The organism is Exiguobacterium sp. s150, assembly GCF_018618435.1.
GTDB lineage: Bacteria > Bacillota > Bacilli > Exiguobacteriales > Exiguobacteriaceae > Exiguobacterium > Exiguobacterium alkaliphilum.
Genome location: NZ_JACSMC010000003.1, coordinates 52,044 through 71,024, shown reverse-complemented (window position 1 = coordinate 71,024; position 18,981 = coordinate 52,044). Strand labels below are relative to the sequence as shown.

Annotated in this window: 19 protein-coding genes, 1 other RNA gene and 1 other annotated feature; of the genes, 14 read left to right on the top strand and 6 right to left on the bottom strand. The window is 54.2% G+C overall.

The window, feature by feature from the left end; genetic code table 11:
- Positions 1 to 10 precede the first annotated feature (10 nt).
- The 4 genes from dtd (at position 11) to KNP76_RS03115 (ending at position 5,068) form a co-directional block, all read left to right on the top strand.
- Positions 11 to 454: a D-aminoacyl-tRNA deacylase gene (dtd, locus tag KNP76_RS03130; protein WP_214842603.1), complete on the top strand. Its 444-nt coding sequence runs from the start codon at positions 11 to 13 to the stop codon at positions 452 to 454.
- Between the two features lie 38 nt (positions 455 to 492).
- Positions 493 to 728: a binding site (T-box leader), on the top strand.
- 39 nt (positions 729 to 767) lie between these two features.
- Complete coding sequence (gene hisS / locus KNP76_RS03125; protein WP_034809658.1) at positions 768 to 2,048, top strand: histidine--tRNA ligase; 1,281 nt, start codon at positions 768 to 770, stop codon at positions 2,046 to 2,048.
- Positions 2,045 to 3,817 carry an aspartate--tRNA ligase gene (gene aspS, locus KNP76_RS03120; protein ID WP_034817972.1) on the top strand — a complete coding sequence of 591 codons (1,773 nt, stop codon included), beginning with the start codon at positions 2,045 to 2,047 and terminating at the stop codon, positions 3,815 to 3,817. The genes hisS and aspS overlap by 4 nt, the downstream gene beginning before the upstream one ends.
- Positions 3,818 to 3,925: 108 nt before the next feature.
- On the top strand, positions 3,926 to 5,068 hold the full coding sequence (locus KNP76_RS03115; RefSeq protein WP_214842601.1) for a hypothetical protein: 1,143 nt from the start codon (positions 3,926 to 3,928) through the stop codon (positions 5,066 to 5,068).
- A gap of 46 nt (positions 5,069 to 5,114) precedes the next feature.
- Here KNP76_RS03115 and KNP76_RS03110 read toward each other — a convergent pair whose 3' ends face one another.
- Positions 5,115 to 5,297 (bottom strand): hypothetical protein, encoded by a 183-nt coding sequence (locus KNP76_RS03110; protein WP_211779737.1) that lies wholly within the window; start codon positions 5,295 to 5,297, stop codon positions 5,115 to 5,117.
- Positions 5,294 to 5,644: an iron-sulfur cluster biosynthesis family protein gene (locus KNP76_RS03105; RefSeq protein WP_214839690.1), complete on the bottom strand. Its 351-nt coding sequence runs from the start codon at positions 5,642 to 5,644 to the stop codon at positions 5,294 to 5,296. Before KNP76_RS03105 ends, KNP76_RS03110 begins: the two co-directional genes overlap by 4 nt.
- 118 nt (positions 5,645 to 5,762) lie before the next feature.
- Here KNP76_RS03105 and KNP76_RS03100 point away from each other — a divergent pair, with 118 nt between their 5' ends.
- On the top strand, positions 5,763 to 7,475 hold the full coding sequence (locus KNP76_RS03100) for an ABC transporter ATP-binding protein (protein WP_214842599.1): 1,713 nt from the start codon (positions 5,763 to 5,765) through the stop codon (positions 7,473 to 7,475).
- Between the two features lie 84 nt (positions 7,476 to 7,559).
- On the top strand, positions 7,560 to 8,594 hold the full coding sequence (locus KNP76_RS03095; protein WP_214842597.1) for a zinc-binding dehydrogenase: 1,035 nt from the start codon (positions 7,560 to 7,562) through the stop codon (positions 8,592 to 8,594).
- 47 nt (positions 8,595 to 8,641) lie between these two features.
- Here the strand turns inward: KNP76_RS03095 and KNP76_RS03090 are convergent, their stop codons facing one another.
- Entirely contained in the window at positions 8,642 to 9,289 is a 648-nt protein-coding gene (locus KNP76_RS03090) for a YczE/YyaS/YitT family protein (protein WP_214842595.1), read from the bottom strand.
- 342 nt (positions 9,290 to 9,631) lie between these two features.
- Between KNP76_RS03090 and KNP76_RS03085 the strand changes: the two genes are divergently transcribed.
- From KNP76_RS03085 to KNP76_RS03075, 3 genes are all read left to right on the top strand, one after another.
- Entirely contained in the window at positions 9,632 to 10,846 is a 1,215-nt protein-coding gene (locus KNP76_RS03085; RefSeq protein WP_214842593.1) for a DASH family cryptochrome, read from the top strand.
- Positions 10,847 to 10,920: 74 nt separating this feature from the next.
- A non-coding RNA gene (gene ssrS / locus KNP76_RS03080) (6S RNA) lies at positions 10,921 to 11,107 on the top strand.
- Between the two features lie 95 nt (positions 11,108 to 11,202).
- The gene (locus KNP76_RS03075) at positions 11,203 to 11,970 is read left to right on the top strand and encodes a tRNA threonylcarbamoyladenosine dehydratase (protein WP_034809640.1); all 768 of its coding nucleotides are present in this window, start codon (positions 11,203 to 11,205) and stop codon (positions 11,968 to 11,970) included.
- Between the two features lie 24 nt (positions 11,971 to 11,994).
- Here KNP76_RS03075 and KNP76_RS03070 read toward each other — a convergent pair whose 3' ends face one another.
- Positions 11,995 to 13,302 (bottom strand): replication-associated recombination protein A, encoded by a 1,308-nt coding sequence (locus KNP76_RS03070; RefSeq protein WP_034809637.1) that lies wholly within the window; start codon positions 13,300 to 13,302, stop codon positions 11,995 to 11,997.
- 60 nt (positions 13,303 to 13,362) lie between these two features.
- On the opposite strand from KNP76_RS03070, the gene cymR reads away from it, so the two are divergent.
- From cymR to KNP76_RS03050, 4 genes are read left to right on the top strand one after another with little or no spacing between them, the layout of a single operon-like run.
- Entirely contained in the window at positions 13,363 to 13,770 is a 408-nt protein-coding gene (gene cymR / locus KNP76_RS03065; protein WP_211779733.1) for a cysteine metabolism transcriptional regulator CymR, read from the top strand.
- A gap of 15 nt (positions 13,771 to 13,785) precedes the next feature.
- Positions 13,786 to 14,925, top strand: coding sequence for a cysteine desulfurase family protein (locus KNP76_RS03060; RefSeq protein ID WP_211779732.1), 1,140 nt, complete (start codon positions 13,786 to 13,788; stop codon positions 14,923 to 14,925).
- Positions 14,922 to 16,043: a tRNA 2-thiouridine(34) synthase MnmA gene (gene mnmA / locus KNP76_RS03055; protein WP_214842591.1), complete on the top strand. Its 1,122-nt coding sequence runs from the start codon at positions 14,922 to 14,924 to the stop codon at positions 16,041 to 16,043. The genes KNP76_RS03060 and mnmA overlap by 4 nt, the downstream gene beginning before the upstream one ends.
- A 10-nt stretch (positions 16,044 to 16,053) precedes the next feature.
- On the top strand, positions 16,054 to 16,713 hold the full coding sequence (locus KNP76_RS03050; RefSeq protein WP_214842589.1) for a tetratricopeptide repeat protein: 660 nt from the start codon (positions 16,054 to 16,056) through the stop codon (positions 16,711 to 16,713).
- Between the two features lie 44 nt (positions 16,714 to 16,757).
- On the opposite strand, the gene KNP76_RS03045 is transcribed toward KNP76_RS03050, so the two are convergent.
- Together KNP76_RS03045 and KNP76_RS03040 are read right to left on the bottom strand one after the other, a co-directional pair.
- The gene (locus KNP76_RS03045; protein WP_211779728.1) at positions 16,758 to 17,204 is read right to left on the bottom strand and encodes a hypothetical protein; all 447 of its coding nucleotides are present in this window, start codon (positions 17,202 to 17,204) and stop codon (positions 16,758 to 16,760) included.
- A gap of 334 nt (positions 17,205 to 17,538) precedes the next feature.
- On the bottom strand, positions 17,539 to 18,087 hold the full coding sequence (locus KNP76_RS03040) for a VOC family protein (RefSeq protein WP_214839667.1): 549 nt from the start codon (positions 18,085 to 18,087) through the stop codon (positions 17,539 to 17,541).
- A 118-nt stretch (positions 18,088 to 18,205) separates the two neighbouring features.
- Here KNP76_RS03040 and KNP76_RS03035 point away from each other — a divergent pair, with 118 nt between their 5' ends.
- Positions 18,206 to 18,928: a hypothetical protein gene (locus tag KNP76_RS03035; RefSeq protein ID WP_214842587.1), complete on the top strand. Its 723-nt coding sequence runs from the start codon at positions 18,206 to 18,208 to the stop codon at positions 18,926 to 18,928.
- The last annotated feature ends 53 nt before the right edge of the window (positions 18,929 to 18,981 follow it).

Here is an 18,981-nt window from a genome sequence, read left to right as displayed (position 1 = left end):
GAAGATTTCAGTGCGTGTATTGTTGCAACGAGTGAAAGAAGCATCGGTCACGGTGGACGAGACAATCGTCGGCAAGATTGATGTCGGCTATCTTCTCCTCGTCGGGGTAACCCACGAGGATACCGAAACAGAAGTGAACTGGCTCGCCGACAAAGTCGCCGGACTCCGCGTCTTCGAAGATGCGGATGAGAAGATGAACTTATCAATTCAAGATGTCGCCGGTAAAGTGTTGTCGGTGTCCCAATTTACGCTGTACGGTGATACGCTAAAAGGCCGTCGTCCTGCTTTCACGCAAGCGGCGAAGCCAGATATCGCGGAAACGCTCTATGAGAAGTTTAACGATCGTTTGCGGACACACGGGCTCGTCGTTGAGACGGGCACGTTCGGCGCGATGATGGATGTCGCGCTCGTCAATGACGGGCCGGTCACACTTATGCTCGAAAAAAACGCTTGACAGAACGAGGCGTGATTCGGCATGATGAAGCATATAACCTAACACCTTTGATAAAGAAGAGTACGGTCACCCCACCAGTAAAGAGATCGATGCCGCGGCTGAAAGCATCGTCTGGATGATGACCCGAACGACACTTTGGAGGTGCTTCCTTGAACGTAGAGTAGGGGAAGCCGTTTCATCGGGCGTTAACCGATTTCGAGTGGCAGAGTTTCAAGCATTGGCTCTGCAACGAGGGTGGTACCACGGGAAACTTTAACAGGCTCTCGTCCCTTTGCGGACGAGGGCCTTTTTGTATTTTAAGGAGGGAATTTAGATGAAAGCACCACGCGGCACACAAGACCTGCTCCCGGGCACGGTCGAGACGTGGCAATATGTCGAAGCGAAATTACGCGACATCAGCGCCCGTTACAACTATAAAGAGATTCGTACCCCGATCTTCGAGACGACCGACCTATTTAAACGAAGCGTCGGTGAGACGACGGACATCGTCCAAAAAGAGATGTTCACACTCGTGAAAAAAGGTAAGGACGAGTACACGCTCCGTCCGGAAGGGACGGCTTCGGTCGTTCGCGCCTTCGTCACAAACAAGCTGTTCGGTAGCCCAGACCAGCCGACGAAACTGTACTACATGGGACCGATGTTCCGCTACGAGCGTCCGCAAAAAGGTCGCTTCCGTCAGTTGCACCAATACGGTGTCGAGGCGATCGGCAGCAGTGACCCGGCCGTCGATGCCGAGGTCATCAGCCTCGCCTACTCGATTTACAAGTCGTTCGGCTTGAAGAAAATCAAAGTCGTCGTCAACTCGCTCGGGGATGCCGAGAGTCGGAACGCGCACCGCGAAGCGCTCATCCGCCACTTTGAGCCGGTCGCGCATGAACTGTGCCAAGACTGTCAGACGCGGCTTCACCAAAACCCGCTCCGCGTGCTCGACTGCAAAGTCGACCGCGACCACCCGTCGATGAAGACGGCACCATCCATTCTCGACTTCTTGAACGCGGAGTCGAAGGCGTACTTTGAGACGGTGCTCGAGCAACTCGACGCGCTCGGCGTCGCGTACGAGGTCGACCCGACGCTCGTCCGTGGTCTCGACTACTATACACACACGGCGTTCGAGATTATGTCCGAGGCAGAAGGGTTCGGCGCCATCACGACGCTTTGTGGCGGTGGACGTTATAACGGCCTCGTCCAAGACATCGGTGGACCGGACATGCCGGGGATCGGCTTCGGGATTGGCCTTGAACGGCTCATCCTCGCCCTCGAGAACGAAGGCGTGCTCCCGACGCTCGAGACTGGCCTCGACGTCTTCGTCGTCGCCCAGGGCGGAAAAGAAGTTGAAGTGACGGCGACGCGCCTGTTGCAACTGCTTCGCATCGAAGGCTTCAAGGCGGACCGCGACTATCTCGGCCGCAAGTTCAAAGGCCAATTCAAGCAAGCCGACCGCTTACAGGCAAAATTCACCGTCATCCTCGGAGACGACGAAGTCGAGCGTGGCTCGGCGTCGCTCAAAGTGATGGCGACAGGGGAACAAGTCGACGTGCCACTCTCGGCCGTCGCAGACAAAATTCGTGAACTATCGGAAGGAGCAGCACAATGATTGGACGCACACATATGAACGGCCGCGTGACCGAGTCACTGATCGGCCAAGACGTACAGCTTAAAGGATGGGTACAAAAACGTCGTGACCTCGGAGGACTTATCTTCATCGACCTTCGTGACCGCACAGGCATCGTCCAAGTCGTCGTCCGCCCGGAAAACGAGGCGGTGCACAAGCTCGCCGAGTCGATCCGCAGCGAGTATGTCCTAGACATTAAAGGGACAGTCCTTGAGCGCGAGAACAAGAACCCGAACATGCCGACAGGAAACGTCGAAGTCATCGCTTCAGAGATCAACATCTTGAACGCGGCGAAGATGACACCAATCCCAATCGGCGACGAGGCGGAGAACGTATCGGAAGACCTCCGTCTCAAATATCGTTATCTTGATCTCCGTCGTCCGGCGCTCCAAGAGACGTTCCGTCTCCGTTCAAAAGCGTCGAACACGATTCGTAACTTCTTGACGGAAGAAGAGTTCCTTGAAGTCGAGACACCGATCTTGACGAAGTCGACACCGGAAGGCGCGCGTGACTATCTCGTCCCGAGTCGTGTCCACGGCGGTGAGTTCTATGCGCTCCCACAATCTCCACAACTCTTCAAACAACTCTTGATGGTAGCCGGGTTCGATCGGTACTTCCAAATCGCACGTTGCTTCCGTGACGAAGACCTTCGGGCTGACCGTCAACCGGAATTCACACAAGTCGACATCGAGACGAGTTTCATGGACGTCGAAGACTTGATGGCGATGATGGAATCGATGATGGCACAAGTGATGGAAGCGACGCTTGGTCGGACGGACACGCCAGCGAAGTTTGAACGGATGACTTATGCGGAAGCGATGCGCCGTTTTGGTTCAGACAAACCGGATACACGCTTTGGACTTGAACTCATCGATGTCGCGGAAGCGGTCACGGGAGCCGGTTTCAAAGTGTTCGATATGGCACTTGAGTCAAACGGCCACGTCAAAGCAATCAACGTTAAAGGGGAAGCCGACAAGTTCTCACGTAAGGACATCGATAAGCTTCAAGAGTTCACGGCCGTTTACGGTGCGAAAGGCCTCGCATGGCTCAAAGTGACACCGGAAGGCTTGAACGGACCGATCGCTAAGTTCTTCGATGAGACGTACGCGCAGAAGTTGATTGAAACAACGAACGCGGAAGCGGGCGACCTTCTCCTCTTCGTGGCGGCTAAACCGACTGTCGTCGCGGACAGCCTCGGCGCGCTTCGCGTCAAGCTCGGACATGAACTCGGTCTGATCGACGAGTCGAAGTTCAACTTCCTTTGGGTGACGGACTTCCCACTCGTCACGTTCGAAGAAGAAGACGGCCGTTTCTACGCCAACCACCACCCGTTCACGATGCCAAACCGTGAAGACCTCCATCTTCTCGAGACGGATCCGGCGAGCGTACGCGCCCTCGCGTATGACCTCGTCTTGAACGGCTATGAGCTCGGTGGCGGATCGCAACGGATTTATGAGCGTGACATTCAAGAGCGCATGTTCAAATTGCTCGGCTTCACCGAACAAGAAGCGGTCGACCAGTTCGGCTTCTTGCTCGAAGCGTTCGAATACGGCACACCGCCACACGCGGGTATCGCGCTCGGTCTCGACCGTCTCGTCATGATCCTCGCGGGTCGTTCGAACCTTCGTGACACGATCGCCTTCCCGAAAACGGCGTCGGCGAGCGACTTGCTCACACAAGCACCGAGCCCGGTCGCGGACGCACAACTCGAGGAGTTGTCGATTCGCACAGCCGTGAAAGAGAAGAAATAAGTGTTAGTCACAAGGACCCGTCAATTGGCGGGTCTTTTTTCGTATATCTAAAGAAGGGAAATGATGTTATGATTATGGAATAAATTGTATGTATAGTAGGGGATAATTATGAAACGAAACAAAAGCATGATATGGGTCGGACTCACGATGGCCGTGTCGGTCGCCTTGTCCGGTTGCTTCGCAGAATCGAAAGCAACACCACAAACCGAGAAATCCGTCGATGAGACGGTGACAAAATCAGTTCCAGAGCATGAGGACACGACTTTGTTGTCTAGCGCCGGGGAAATCGAGTCAGTCGGGGAAATGATGACGTATGACCTGTCGCTATTCTTCGCTGATCAAACACCGATGATCGCACCGGAGCATCTTGTCGACACGCGGATTGTCTATACGTATACAACGGGTGAGGCGACGCATGAAGTGTTCGTCTATGACACGGAACAAGCGTCGAACCAATCGATTTACAAAACGTTCAAAACGATTGGCAATCTCGTCGGCATCGATGACGAATTGGTTTGGCTCGAGTACGACATGATTGAGGGTGAAGCTTTTGCCTGGACGATCTTTCGGATGAAGATGAGTGAAACGAAACCGACTGAACTTTACGAAGGCATCAGCGCGTTTCAGACTCCCCCTCCTAATGTGGTCACTTCAGAAGGCGGCTTTATGTGGGTCGACTATGTGGCGTCAGAGACAGTGACGACGTCAAGTCTGGTGCAGTATTCGCCGACGATAGGGTCGGTTGAAGCGTTACGGACGTACACGCTCCAAGAAGGGGAGAAACGAGACGGAGAATACCCATTCGACTACCGTGGTAGTGTGGATGGTGCGCTGATCCATCAGAGCTTTTTCGATCAAGGGGACAAAACGTCGAGGCTCGTCTCAGCCGATGGTTCGTTTGACGAAGAGATGGGCGCCTTGATTGATTTTGGGATGGGGACCGATTATGTCGCGTTCGGCAAAGAAGGACGAGCGGAGTTTGTCTCGAAATCCTCTTCCCAGACGTTTGAATATAGAGGATCACAGACAAAAATATCGTTTGATGCGTTTCGTTTCCTAGACGACAATCGAATCCTTTTCCGTGAAGGGATGAATCGGTTGTTGATTGCAGACCTGAGCAAAGAAAGCGTAGCGACGTTGCCGAATACGGGCGGAACGACGTCGAAACCAATTTACGTCGACGGACGTGTGGCCTATGGTGTGTTGAAAGATAGTGGCTTGATCACATTCAATACGATTGATATCAATTAAAAATGCGTCACTTCTGGTCAAAAGGTTAGAAGTGACGCATTTTTAATTATGTTTCCATCTTTTTCGCCGTCCGCTGAAGCGCAAATCCAAAAGCGAACAGCGATGCGATCACGGCCGTCATCGAATAGACGGAATCTGTGAAGGCGAGATAAATGCCGAACAAGCCGAGTCCGAAGCTGAGGAGAAACCACAGCCAGAGTGCCGGATGATGTCGTAACGCCTCTTTCATCGGCTCGGGACGTTCAACTGACAACCGGTCCCGTCGGTCACGAGCAAGTTCGAGTTGAACACTTGGCCGTTGCTTTTCAAGACGAGCGACCGTTTATCGTCGCGATAGTCGATGATCATGTCTTCGTCTAAGAAAATCTTTGTCCAATTTTTAATCAGGATAGGACCGACGTTCGAGTCGATCTCGACGTCTTCCGGTGTCGTCTCCGTCACGTAGCGAATCTCGAAGATGCCACTATTGCCGCAGCCGCAACCTTCCGTCTCATAAAACAAGTGCATCTGACCGTCACGTTCACCTTTTAAGGCGTTAATCCGCGCTTTCGCGCGATCAGTAATCTGTACGTTCATCTGAATCACTCCTTACTTGTATTATACCGCGACCGAAAAAAGATTGAAAAAGACGTGCTTCACATTTTCCACTTCCTGCAAAAAGGCGTAAACTATTTGTTTAGAAGGGGGAAACGACATGATTTCACGTTTTTTTAGTTATTACCGTCCACATAAGAAATTATTCATTCTAGACTTTTCGTTCGCCATCCTCGTCGGTTTGCTCGAACTCGGCTTTCCGCTCGCCGTCCAGTGGTTCATTGACGATCTACTGCCCGGAGGCGAATGGAACTGGATTATCATCGTTAGCATCGGCTTACTCATCCTCTACATACTCGCCATGATGATGCAATACGTCGTGAACTATTGGGGACATAAGCTCGGTATCAACATCGAAACGGATATGCGGGAAGAGCTGTTCACCCATATCCATAAACAGTCGTTCCGATTCTTCGATAACCACAAGACCGGCCATTTGATGAGCCGCGTGACGAACGACTTGTTCGATATCGGGGAAGTGGCGCACCATGGACCGGAAGACTTCTTCATCGCCATCATGACGCTCCTCGGCGCGTTCGGGATTATGTTCTCGATTGACCCGCAGCTCGCGCTTGTGACGGTCGTCGCGGTCCCGTTCTTGATTGTGATGATCACGTACGCCAACAAGAACATGAACAAGGCGTGGCAGAAGATGTATACGAACATCGGAGAAGTAAACGCACGGGTCGAAGATAGCGTGTCAGGGGCACGTGTTGTCCAATCGTTCACGAACGAGACGTTCGAAATTAACCGGTTCCAAAAAGACAATAACTTCTATCGCGGCTCGAAAATCGAGGCGTACCGTGTCATGAGTAAGTCGCTCGCGGGCATTTATATCACGACACGTCTCATGACGTTGCTCGTTCTTGTGTACGGGGCGTACTTGACGTATCAAGGCCAACTCTCTTACGGCCAACTCGTCGGCTTCATTCTCTACATGAATCTCCTCATCAAACCGATTGAGAAGATTACGGCGCTCCTCGAGATGTATCCGAAGGGGATGGCCGGTTTCAAACGCTTCACCCAACTGTTGGATGAGGCGCCAGACATCGAAAACCGTCCGGACGCGGTCGACGTGAAGACGCTAAAAGGCGATATCACGTTCCAACAGGTGTCGTTCGGCTACTCGGACTATCGTCAAGTGTTGACGAATATCGACCTCGACATTCAGGCTGGGACGACGGTCGCCCTCGTTGGTACGAGCGGTGCCGGGAAGACGACGATTTGTTCGCTCATCCCACGTTTTTATGACGTCACGGGTGGTGCAATTACGATTGACGGCATGGATATTCGCGACATGACGAAAGAGAGCCTCCGTCGTCAAATCGGCATCGTGCAACAAGACGTATTCTTGTTCGCCGGAACACTTCGTGAGAATATCGCGTACGGGAAACTCGACGCGACAGACGAAGAAATCATGCATGCGGTCGAAAAGGCACACTTGAACTCGCTCGTTGACGAGTTACAGTATGGGCTTGATACACAAATCGGCGAACGAGGCTTAAAACTTTCTGGCGGACAGAAACAACGGATTGCCATCGCCCGGATGTTCCTCAAAAATCCACCGATTTTGATTCTAGATGAAGCGACGTCGGCGCTCGATACCGAGACAGAAGCGATTATTCAAGACTCGCTCAATGAACTCGCGGCTGATCGCACGACGCTCATCATCGCGCACCGATTAGCGACGGTAAAGAACGCGGACCGCATCCTCGTCGTCACGGCGGACGGGATCGTCGAGGACGGGACGCATGACGAACTGAGCGAAAAAGGCGGCGTCTTCGCCGGCCTGCTTCGCCGCCAGCAATTGTAATAGCGAGCAGCCACCAAACTTTTGGTGGCTGTCGCGCGTTAGATGGGTATAGACAATCAAATGAAGCCGAGGAGGAAAGGGATGATGAAAGCAGTGCAAGTCATCGGTTATGGCGACGTCGACCAACTACAAGTCGTCGATATCCCGGTCCCGGAACCGGAACAAGGAGACGTGCTCGTGCGCGTCAAAGCCTGCGGGATCAACAATACGGAGATTTGGATGCGGGAAGGGGCGTACGGGACGGATAAAGAGTCCGGCTGGCGTCCGGAAGGTGTCCAGTTTCCCCGGATTCCGGGTTCTGATATTACGGGCGAGATCGTAGACGTCGGCGGTGGTGTCGCTGACACGATGGTCGGTCGCCGTGTCATCCTGTTCCCGTTCACGTCGAGCGGGGTAGACGGCGAAGAACATATCGCAGACGATATGTCGTTCATCGGCTCTGAGTATGACGGCGGTTATGCCGAATACGTCACTTGGCCGGCAGAACTCTGCTACGACATGCCGCTCGATAGTTTCATCGATAGCGCCGCCTTCACGGTGAGCGGGTTGACGGCGTGGCATATGAACGAGCAGCTTGAGATTCAGTCCGGACAGACAATCGTCGTCACGGGGGCGAGCGGCGGGGTCGGGTCGTTCAACGTCCAAATCGCAGCGAACGTCCACGGTGCGAACGTATTTGCCATCGTCGGAGATTTGAAAGATGAGGCGAAACTGAAAGAACTCGGCGCGAGCCGCGTCTTCTCGTATCGATCCGAGACGCTCGCTGATGACATTGTCGAGGCGAACGGGGGACCGGTCGATGCGGTGCTCGACGTCGTCGGGGACGCCTTGTTCAAGACGGCGCTCGACGTGTTGAAGAACGGCGGGAAGTTCTGCATCTCAGGCTCGGCCGGCGGTCAGACGACGCATCTCGATTTCCGGACGCTCTATTTGAAGCACATCACCATGTACGGTTCAGTACTCGGTACGCGCTCGGAGTTTAACGCGATGCTTCAAGCGATTCAGGCGGGGAAAATCCGTCCCATCGTCGACCGTACGTTCCCGCTTGATGAAGCGCGTGACGCCCAGACGTATTTCAAGCAACGGGGCAAGTTCGGAAAAATTGTGCTCGTCCCATAACGTAAAAGCGAGGAGACCGGACGGTGACGTCCAATCTCCTCGCTTTTTCATGCTGTATCGACTTTCGCCCGGTCGATGACCGAGACGAGCCGACGGAACTGTTCGAGCCAAAACTGAAAGAACGGACCGATCAAGAAAATCGACAGCACCGTCCCGAAAAAGACCGGTCCGCCTAGCACCCAGCCGATCAGGCAGGCCGTCAGTTCCATCCACGTTCGCATCATGCGGACCGACGTATGGAACCGGTCTGCCAAGGCGAGCGTCAACCCGTCACGCGGGCCGGCTCCATAACCGATGGCGACGTATAGTCCCGCTCCCATCCCAATCACGAAGATGCCGAGGACGAGCCACCCGACGTTCAAGGCGATGCCGTCAAGTCGCGGCAACCAATGGTGGTCGAGGATGAGGTTCATGAACACCCCGACGAAGATGGCATTGACGAGGGTGCCGAACTGCGGACGGATGCGGTCGAGCAGATATTTGACGAAGACGAGCAGTAGCCCGACGAGAAGAATGATCGTCCCGACCGAGATGGGGGTATGACGGGCGAGGCCGAGATGGAGCACGTCCCATGTCGACACGCCGAGATTGGCCGTGATCATCATCGATGACCCGAGGGCGAGCAGGAACAAGCCGCCCATGAATAATGTCCACTTCAATGTGATGCGTAAAGATTGAACCCATACCGCCTGCATGTGTGTCGCCTCGATTCCCTAAAATGTTCCATCATCATATCACATTCGAACGGCAGGCAAGAAAAAAACGCCTCAGACGAAGTCTGAAGCGTTCGTGATTATTTTTTAGGTGTCGGCGATTTTTTCGCCTTGTTCTTTTTATAATAATCGTAGACGAACGGTGCGACCGCCGTCGCGACTTTAATCAATGTACCGAATTTCCCTTTTCTAGCCATGTTGTAGCACCCCTTTCTCTTCTAAAGACATATATTCCACGAGTTGCAGAATTGAAAACATATCCGTTGCAGGTTTGACCGTTTCGTCGTCTGACGATGGCGTCATAATGAGAGTGGAGGTGTAAAGATGAAGACGATTATTTGGTATGGCAACGACCTTCGCGTCGATGATCATTTGCCGCTTGAAGAAGCGCTCCGACATGACGACCCGATTGAAGGCCATTACGTGATTCGGCCCGATGAGTTGAAGGAAAACCGGTACGGTGTCATCCCGCTCGGACGACGGCGCCTGCAGTTTTTAAAGGAGACGCTCGAAGATTTAGCCGGTTCACTTAAAGCGCTCGATATCCCGCTCTACGTCCATGTCGGTCATCCGCTGGACGTCCTTGACCCCAATGATCGACTGGTGTTCCAATCCTCGATTGGCTTTAATGAGCGCCGCATCGAGCGAGACGTCAAGAGCGCTTGGCGAGGCGAGTGGCAGGTGTTCGACGGATTCACCCTCTATCCGCGTGACGAGATTCCGTTTGAGCGGATGCCGTTTTTGTTCACCGAGTTTCGAAAGAAGATCGAGTCGGACGCCGCGCCGAATCGGTTGATTGAACGTGCGTACACGGAGGCCATTTCGCCGGTTGACTTTTCAATCGATCACGGACCGGTCGAGAAGGACAAACGATCGGCGTTCCCGTTTCAAGGCGGGGAGCGGGCCGGGCGGGAACGACTGGCCAACTATTTGAACGGGCCGGTCCGGACGTACAAAGAGACGCGCAACGGGTTTGGGGTCGACGATTCTTCGAAACTATCCGCTTACCTTGCGAACGGGTCGCTGTCGCCACGTCGCGTCCTGCATGAGCTCGAGCGACACGAGGCGTCGCACGGGGCGAACGAGTCGACGTATTGGCTTTATTTTGAGTTGCTTTGGCGCGAGTTCTTCCAATGGGTGGCCCTCGAACAGGGTAAGCGGCTTTTCCGGGCCCAAGGCATCCGCTCGAAGGAAAAGTCGTGGCGCGTCGAGGAAGACGTGATCACCCGCTGGCAACGAGGAGAGACAGGCGTCGACTTCGTCGATAGTTTCATGCGCGAGCTGAACGCGACCGGATGGATGTCAAACCGAGGGCGTCAAATCGTCGCGAGCTACTTTGCGAAAGAGCTCGGACAAGATTGGCGTTACGGGGCGGCGTATTTCGAATCGCGGCTCATTGACTACGACGTGGCGAGCAATTATGGGAACTGGGCGTATCAGGCGGGCGTCGGTAACGACTCGCGCGACCGCCGCTTCAATATCGCGCGCCAACAAGAAACGTACGACCCGGACGGTGCGTTTCGTAACACGTGGTTATGACGAAACTGTCACGAGAAGTCATGGTTTCTGATTGACTTCTTTTTACAGACAAGCTATAGTTAAATCAACAGATGGGATACCTGAGGTGTACGAGAGCCGCCTTCGTTATTTTGAGCCAACACTTTGAATACGGGAGACCGAACTGCCATCCGGATCAACTGCCTCATCACGTGCAGGAGGACTTGTGAAGGGGACGCTAGGTCACCCACCTGCTTAAGCAGGTTCAAAAGCAGGGCATCGTCACGGCACTCCGGGCCCCATCGATTTTTTTATTAAAACGTCGCTAGACGTCTTTTTTTTGTTTGTAATTCCGAGTAAAATAGTGTGAGAAAATAGAATTAATTTGGAGGAAGAGTATGTTACACCAGTTTTCACGAAATGAATTGGCCATCGGGCAAGAAGGTTTAGACACATTAAAAGGAAAGACGGTCGCCATCCTCGGCGTCGGCGGTGTCGGCTCGTTCGCAGCCGAAGCACTCGCCCGGAGCGGCGTCGGTCGTATCGTGCTCGTCGATAAGGACGACATCGACATCACGAACGTCAACCGTCAAATCCACGCGCTCCTTTCGACGGTCGGACAACCGAAAGTCGAAGCGATGGGGACACGACTCCTCGACATCAATCCCGAGCTTGAGCTCGTCAAACTAAAGATGTTCTATACTGAAGAGACGTTCGAAGAGTTCTTCGCACAAGACCTCGATTTCGTCATCGATGCATCGGACACGATCATCTATAAGATTCACTTGATCGTCGAATGCAAACGCCGCGGCATCCCGGTCATCTCAAGTATGGGCATGGCCAACAAGATGGACCCGACGCGAATCAAGGTCGTCGACATTAAAGACACGACGTACGACCCGATCGCGAAGATGGTCCGGACCCGTCTCCGGAAAGAACGAATCCATAAAGGCGTGCCGGTCGTCTTTTCGGACGAGTCGCCGATTGTCACGCGGGAAGACGTGAACGAAGTCGTCGGGAAGAAGGACGCGCCGATTCGTAAGGCGAAGATGCCACCGAGCTCGAACGCGTTCGTGCCATCGGTCGCAGGGCTCGTCGCAGCCGGTTATGTTATCAATGAAATGCTCGAGACAGCGGGTGTCGAGATCAACCGCATCCAGAAATAAAAAAACGGCGCCGGCTCAGATGAGTCAGCGTCGTTTTTCCCAATAGTCGAGCCGCTTTTGCACTTGCTGTTCGAAGCCGCGGGGTGTCGGCGTATAATATTTCGGACGTTTCCGGGCCAAGTTTTCGGGCCAGTAGTTTTGTGGCACGTAGCCGTCCTTCTCGTCATGCGGATATTTATAGCCGGCACCGTTCCCGAGTTCACGGGCCCCGGGGCTGTGCGCGTCCCGTAAGTGAACGGGAACCGGGCCGCCCTCAATCGTTCGAACGTGATGGAGCGCCTTGTCGATTGCGGTAATCACCGCGTTCGACTTCGGTGCCGTCGCAAGATATAGGACGGCTTCGGCGATTGGGATTCGTGCTTCCGGAAAGCCGACATACTCGCTCGCCCGGGCGGCCGCATCGACGATCAACAACGCGTTCGGGTCGCTCATGCCAATGTCTTCGGCCGCATGGACGTAGAGGCGCCGTAAAATGAAGCGCGGTGACTCACCGGCCTCGATCATGACGGCGAGCCAATAGAGGGCGGCGTCCGGGTCGGAGCCGCGAATCGATTTGATGAACGCCGAGATGACGTCATAATGGCGGTCGCCCGTCTTATCGTATTTGATCGCTTTTTGTTGCACCGACTCTTCGGCGACGTCGAGCGTGATGTGAATCACCCCATCGACCTCGGGTGTCGTCAAGACGGCGAGTTCGAGCCCGTTCAAGAGGACACGGTAGTCACCGTCCGCCATTTTGATATAATGGTCAACAGCCGCATCGTCCATCTTGACCGTATAGTTGCCAAACCCTCGCTTGTCGACGAGCGCACGTTCGAGGACGACGCGCAGTTCGTCTGGTCCGGGCGGTTCGAGCCGAAACACCGTCGCGCGGGAAAGTAACGCCGCGTTCACTTCAAAACTCGGGTTTTCGGTCGTCGCTCCGATCAAGACGAGCTTCCCGGCCTCAAGTGCCGGGAGCAGGGCGTCTTGTTGCAACTTGTTGAATCGATGAATCTCGTCGAGGAAGAGGATCGTCCGTTCATTCTCAAAGTCAAAGCGCGATTCGGCTTCACGGATGACACTTCTCAGTTCATCGAGTTTCGCCGTGACGGCGTTCAATTGGACGAACGTCGCTTTCGTATAGTTCGAGATGACACGGGCGAGCGTCGTCTTGCCGGTGCCCGGTGGTCCATAGAGGATAATCGTGCCGAGCCGGTCGGCCTCGATGGCGCGGCGTAGCAACTTGCCTTCGCCGATGATATGCCGCTGACCGATGACTTCGTCTAACGTCTCGGGGCGCATCCGATTGGCGAGCGGGCCGCTATTGGATTGCTGGAATAAATCACTCATACGCACACTTTCCTTTCGACAAACGTTTGTTCGAACAGTATAACAGAAGGAGACATGAAGATGAAAATATCTACAAAAGGTCGCTACGGGTTGACGATTATGATTGCGCTCGCCCGTGAGACTGACAATAAACCGCTCAGTTTGAAGAAGATCGCAACCCGCCACGAGCTGCCCGAGCATTATTTGGAGCAATTGATTGGACCGCTCCGTAACGGCGGGCTTGTCAAGAGCGTGCGCGGCGCTTATGGCGGCTACCAGCTCGTCAAGCCGGCAGAAGAGATCACGGCCGGTGAGATTATCCGTTTGCTCGAAGGACCGCTCACAATCGTCGAAGACTCAGAAGCGGACGATGCCGTCAAACGCAAACTGTGGGATAAAATCAAAGTGGCGATTGAGACCGTTCTCGACGAGACGACGCTCGCCGATCTGGCCGAAGAAGACACGAACGGCTACATGTTTTACATTTAAGGATGAGGTGAAAAAATGAATTACTTTGATCACGCCGCCACGACCCCGATGCGTCCTGAAGTGCTCGAGGCGATGACGCCATACTTTCTAGAACAATACGGCAACCCGTCGAGCATCCATGGGATCGGACGGACGGCCCGGGCCGCGCTCGACGAGTCACGCCGCACGCTCGCCCGTTTCATCGGGGCGACGCCGAACGAGATCGTGTTCACGTCGGGTGGGACCGAGTCGGACAACTATGCGTTGTTCGGTGCGGCCGAGGCGAATGCGCATAAAGGGAAGCATCTCGTCACGACGAAAGTCGAGCATCACGCCGTCCTCCATGCGATGGAACAGCTTGAGCGCGATGGGTTCGACGTGACGTATCTCGACGTCGATTCGACGGGTGCTGTCTCGGTCGAGGCGGTTCGGGCGGCGCTACGGGACGATACGATTCTCGTCTCCGTCATGTATGGGAACAATGAGGTCGGCACGATTCAACCGATCGTGGAAATCGGTGAGGTGCTACGCGACCACCAAGCGCTCTTCCATACCGACGCCGTCCAAGCACTCGGGACGGAAACGATTGACGTCAAGGCGCTCGGTGTCGATTTATTGTCGGCCTCGGCTCACAAAATCAATGGGCCGAAAGGTATCGGTTTTCTTTTTATGAAAACAGGTGTAAAATTAGCGACGCGTTCTTTTGGTGGCCAACAAGAACGGAAACGTCGAGCCGGCACGGAAAACGTTCCGGGTGCCGTCGGATTCAAAACAGCAGCAGCGCTCATCATGGCCGAGCGTTCAGAGCGGGTGGCCGAGTATCATCAGTTGGCCGAGACGTTGCTTCAGCGTCTCGACCTTCTCGGGGTGGACTATGAGGTGAACGGTGCGAACCGTCTGCCGCATATCGTCAACTTGTACCTACCGGGCATCGACCTCGAACCGTTCCTGATCATGATGGACATGCGCGGCGTCGCCATCTCGAGCGGAAGCGCCTGCACGGCCGGGTCGATTGAACCATCGCACGTCTTGACGGCCATGTTCGGCGCGTCGGAGCGGACGAAACAATCGGTCCGGATCAGTTTCGGACAAGGCAATACGATGCACGACGTGGAGCAACTCGCGGAACGGCTTGCTGATGTCGTCTCGACATTCACGAACGGAGTGAGGAAATGAATTTACGAACGAAAGCCCCTGGAGAGACGACGGTCGTCGTCGGGATGTCAGGCGGCGTCGATTCATCGGTGACGGCCCATCTTTTAAAAGAGCAAGGGTACAACGTCATCGGAATCTTTATGAAAAACTGGGACGACACGGACGAAAACGGTGTGTGTACCGCAACCGAAGACTATGAAGACGTCATCGCCGTGGCGAACCAAATCGGAATCCCGTATTATGCGGTCAATTTCGAGAAAGAATATTGGGACCGCGTGTTCGAATATTTCTTGGCCGAGTATCGTCTTGGCCGGACACCGAACCCGGACGTCATGTGTAACAAGGAAATCAAGTTCAAGGCGTTCCTTGATCATGCGCTCCGCCTCGGTGCCGACTTCGTCGCGACGGGCCATTATGCACGCGTCGACTACGTCGACGGTGAACACCGTCTCTTGCGCGGAAAAGACGACAATAAAGACCAAACCTACTTCTTGAACCAGTTGTCCCAAGACCAGCTCGCACGGACGATGTTCCCAATCGGGCATATGGACAAGAAAGACGTCCGCGTCATCGCCGAAGAGGCGGGCCTCGCGACGGCGAAGAAGAAAGACTCGACGGGCATCTGCTTCATCGGCGAGCGGAACTTCAAAGAGTTCCTCTCGGAGTATTTGCCGTCACAACCAGGCGAGATGCAGACGCTCGACGGTGTCGTCAAAGGGCGTCACGACGGGCTCATGTATTACACGCTCGGTCAACGCCATGGTCTCGGCATCGGTGGCGACGGGGACCCGTGGTTCGTCGTCGGCAAGAACGTCGAGGAGAACATTTTGTACGTCGGCCAAGGGTTCCATCACGACGCGCTCTATTCAGACGCGCTCCTCGCCTCGAAACTGTCGTGGACGGGTACCGTTCCAGCAGCGGAGTTCCGGGCGACGGCGAAGTTCCGCTACCGTCAACAAGACGTACCGGTGACGATCGCGCCGCTCGAGAACGGCGAAGTGCTCGTCAAGTTCGACGAGCCGCAACGCGCCATCACGCCAGGCCAGGCCGTCGTCTTCTATGACGGCGATATCTGCCTCGGCGGTGCGACGATTGATGAAGCGTATCGATCTGGAAAACGACTCGACTATATCGGATGAGGTGATGACGATGAACGCAAACGAATTAGGCATCCAAGCGATGCAGCAAGGCGAGTTTGAACAAGCGGCGAAGCAGTTCAACGCTGCGATTGAAGCCGCCCCCGCGGACCCGACCGGTTACGTCAACATGGGGACGCTCCTTCAAGCGATCGGGGACCACGAGCGGGCCGTCGTCTTTTACGACAAGGCGCTCGAACTCGACAACGCGTTCGGCGCGGCCCACTATGCGAAAGGCGCACTCGCCTATGAGCTCGAGCAGCTCGACTTGGCCGAGGCGTCACTTCGCCAGGCGCTCCTTGCCGGGATGAACGACGCGGACCTGCACTTCATGCTCGGTTTGACGTACAAGGCGATGGGCGACTTCGTCCGCGCCTTGCCACGTCTGAAGGAAGCGCAAGCACAGTCGCCGGAAGACGTCGAGATTTCGTTCCAGTACGGACTCGCGCTCGCACAGAACGAACAGCTCGATTTGGCCGTCGAGGCGCTCGAGCAAACGCTCGACCTCGACGCGAGCCACACGGACGCGCGATACAACTTGGCGATCGCTTATGCGTTTCTCGGGGAACAAGACAAGACGTACGTCGAGCTCGAACGTGTGCTCGAATTGCAACCGGACCATGCGCTCGCGTATGACGCGAAAGCGAAAATGGACGAGTTGCTCGGGAATTGAATGCTTAAAAAAGCCTTTGCGAAAAAATCGCAAAGGCTTTTTTGTTAGTCCCAATAGTGGAAGATGACGTTACCAATCGTCTCCGGCTCCCAATAGTCAATCTCTCCACGCTCTGCGTCGTTCAGAAACGGCTGCAGCGTCACGTCAAATCGTTCGTTCAACTCCGCCGCTATCGGAACTTGGTACGGTGTAGGAAACAGGTTAGTCAACTCGGGTACATCAATGTACTCGTACGAAAACGGTTCATACTTTGAGATACCGATGATGGGATAAGATCTACTGAGTAGCACATAGATGCTGCGTCCACGGATAGTGATCGTCGCTTGGTGATAGTTCGGGGTGATCGAGTCTCCGAGAATGATGGTACACGTTCCACCTTTCTGACGAGCGTAATCGAAACAAATCGTTTGAAATAACCTTACTTCGGATCCAGGAGCCGGGCAGTCACCGTATGAGAATCCGGTGATGCATTCAGGTAGGATGAGTGTCATGCGAACAACCCTCCCAAGAACAAAACGAGACCGTTTATCGCGGAGAGGAGTACCGCCCCGACGATGGCGAGCGCATTCCACCAGATCGTTGTACCTGTACTTGCTTTTCTCACGCTATCAATCAAAACAAGTAGCGAAACGATGACAGACATGATTGTAAGAAAGAAGAACGAAGCGGGTCGATCGAGTAGAGGAAATGAATAGACTACAAAATAAAGTGAGTAAGTCCATAAACCTAAACCAATTACAAGCGATAGAGCGACATATCTCATGACGCACAACCTTTTCCATTTTCTCTCATCATATCATGCGCCCCGTTCGACCTCTATTTATTTTATAACTGTTTCGTCGTGATTTTCACCGGCTCCCCGCCGAACTTCTCATACGCCTCGTCCATATTTTTCGTATACAGCTCGATGACGTTTTTACTTGGATCTTTAAAGTAGGCGGAACGTTCTTTCCCGTTTACGGTCTCATCTTCGTCCCACGTCCGTAGCTTCGTCGGAATACCGGAATCGTTTAATACGTCGAGCGCCTGTTCAAAGGAATCCATCGGGACATAAAAAGCGCAATGGACGTGAGCGCCTCCTTCGTCATACAACGTCTCCCATTCGGTTACGTCTTGTCGTCGGTTCGCGTCTTCTTCTTCCGTGAAGTCGCGCTTTAACCATAGCCCGAGACGCGTGTTACCGCCGACGTATAACCACGTCGCCCAAGGCTCGTCCGCGTGTTCTTGCGCCTCGCTCGGCTCCGCGTCGTCGCCGACCCACTGCTCGACGACCGGAAGACCGAGCTTGCCGTGCCAAAAGTCGACCGCCTCCGCCATATCTGTCACTTCTAATACGAGTTCACATAGCCCGGTAATTGGAATCCGTTTTGTCATGCGTCATTCCTCCTTCGTAGGTTCACTCGAACAGTTCCCTGTTTGATTCAAGGAAAAACGTGCGTAGTCACCTGCACGTTCGGGAAATGGACAAGGAACGAAAGGAAGGAGAGACATTATGCGAATCATTAGTCTACTAAGCGTTATCTTATTTTTTGTCGTCGAATGGTTCATGCTTGGACGCATGTTCACCGCGATTGATAACCGATTGGCGGCCGGAGAATGGACGAATAACGTGTTCTATCGCGTCATCATCGAATCGGAACGGGCGACGGCGACACTTCTCATTTTGTTTGCGACGTTTTTCGTCATCGGACTTCTTATGCATTGGGTACTCTCGACGAATCGGTCGTTTCGACAATCACTCGGTGTCGTCGGCATCGGCTGGACGGTCCCGCTCGCGCTCGCCATCATCGCGTGGATTGTCCCGAACGCATATCTCCAACTCGGGCTACTCGTATTGCAAATTTCGTTTATTCCACTCATCCCGTTCATCGGCCAAACGTTGCGGCTCGGACACGTCGTCTTGAACTGGGGGATTCACGTCGCGGCGAGCGGGCTCGTCCTGCTCATTCAACGCCCTTCGCTTGAAAAGCTGTTCCGGGTCGAGCGGACCGAGCTGCTCGAACGCTTACAAGGCTACGTCAATACAGGCGAACTGGAACGGTTCGAACGGTTGCTCGAACGAGTCGATGTGGCCCAACTCGAACGGCTCTTCAGTACGGTCGACGTTGACCAGCTCGAGCGGCTGTTGAATCGGGTCGACATCGACCAGTTGATCCGCCTCCTCGAACGGGTCAATCTCAATCAGCTTGAGCAAATCCTGAACTTGTTTAGTTAGGCGATTTGTTCTCCTCTTCCGAATCGGGCTATAATGGGGGATGGAAAACTAGC

Coding starts and splice junctions, on each gene's coding strand:
- hisS (WP_034809658.1), top strand. CDS start 768: ATGAAAGCACCACGCGGCACACAAGACCTGCTCCCGGGCACGGTCGAG.
- aspS (WP_034817972.1), top strand. CDS start 2,045: ATGATTGGACGCACACATATGAACGGCCGCGTGACCGAGTCACTGATC.
- KNP76_RS03115 (WP_214842601.1), top strand. CDS start 3,926: ATGAAACGAAACAAAAGCATGATATGGGTCGGACTCACGATGGCCGTG.
- KNP76_RS03110 (WP_211779737.1), bottom strand. CDS start 5,297: ATGAAAGAGGCGTTACGACATCATCCGGCACTCTGGCTGTGGTTTCTC.
- KNP76_RS03105 (WP_214839690.1), bottom strand. CDS start 5,644: ATGAACGTACAGATTACTGATCGCGCGAAAGCGCGGATTAACGCCTTA.
- KNP76_RS03100 (WP_214842599.1), top strand. CDS start 5,763: ATGATTTCACGTTTTTTTAGTTATTACCGTCCACATAAGAAATTATTC.
- KNP76_RS03095 (WP_214842597.1), top strand. CDS start 7,560: ATGAAAGCAGTGCAAGTCATCGGTTATGGCGACGTCGACCAACTACAA.
- KNP76_RS03090 (WP_214842595.1), bottom strand. CDS start 9,289: ATGCAGGCGGTATGGGTTCAATCTTTACGCATCACATTGAAGTGGACA.
- KNP76_RS03085 (WP_214842593.1), top strand. CDS start 9,632: ATGAAGACGATTATTTGGTATGGCAACGACCTTCGCGTCGATGATCAT.
- KNP76_RS03075 (WP_034809640.1), top strand. CDS start 11,203: ATGTTACACCAGTTTTCACGAAATGAATTGGCCATCGGGCAAGAAGGT.
- KNP76_RS03070 (WP_034809637.1), bottom strand. CDS start 13,302: ATGAGTGATTTATTCCAGCAATCCAATAGCGGCCCGCTCGCCAATCGG.
- cymR (WP_211779733.1), top strand. CDS start 13,363: ATGAAAATATCTACAAAAGGTCGCTACGGGTTGACGATTATGATTGCG.
- KNP76_RS03060 (WP_211779732.1), top strand. CDS start 13,786: ATGAATTACTTTGATCACGCCGCCACGACCCCGATGCGTCCTGAAGTG.
- mnmA (WP_214842591.1), top strand. CDS start 14,922: ATGAATTTACGAACGAAAGCCCCTGGAGAGACGACGGTCGTCGTCGGG.
- KNP76_RS03050 (WP_214842589.1), top strand. CDS start 16,054: ATGAACGCAAACGAATTAGGCATCCAAGCGATGCAGCAAGGCGAGTTT.
- KNP76_RS03045 (WP_211779728.1), bottom strand. CDS start 17,204: ATGACACTCATCCTACCTGAATGCATCACCGGATTCTCATACGGTGAC.
- KNP76_RS03040 (WP_214839667.1), bottom strand. CDS start 18,087: ATGACAAAACGGATTCCAATTACCGGGCTATGTGAACTCGTATTAGAA.
- KNP76_RS03035 (WP_214842587.1), top strand. CDS start 18,206: ATGCGAATCATTAGTCTACTAAGCGTTATCTTATTTTTTGTCGTCGAA.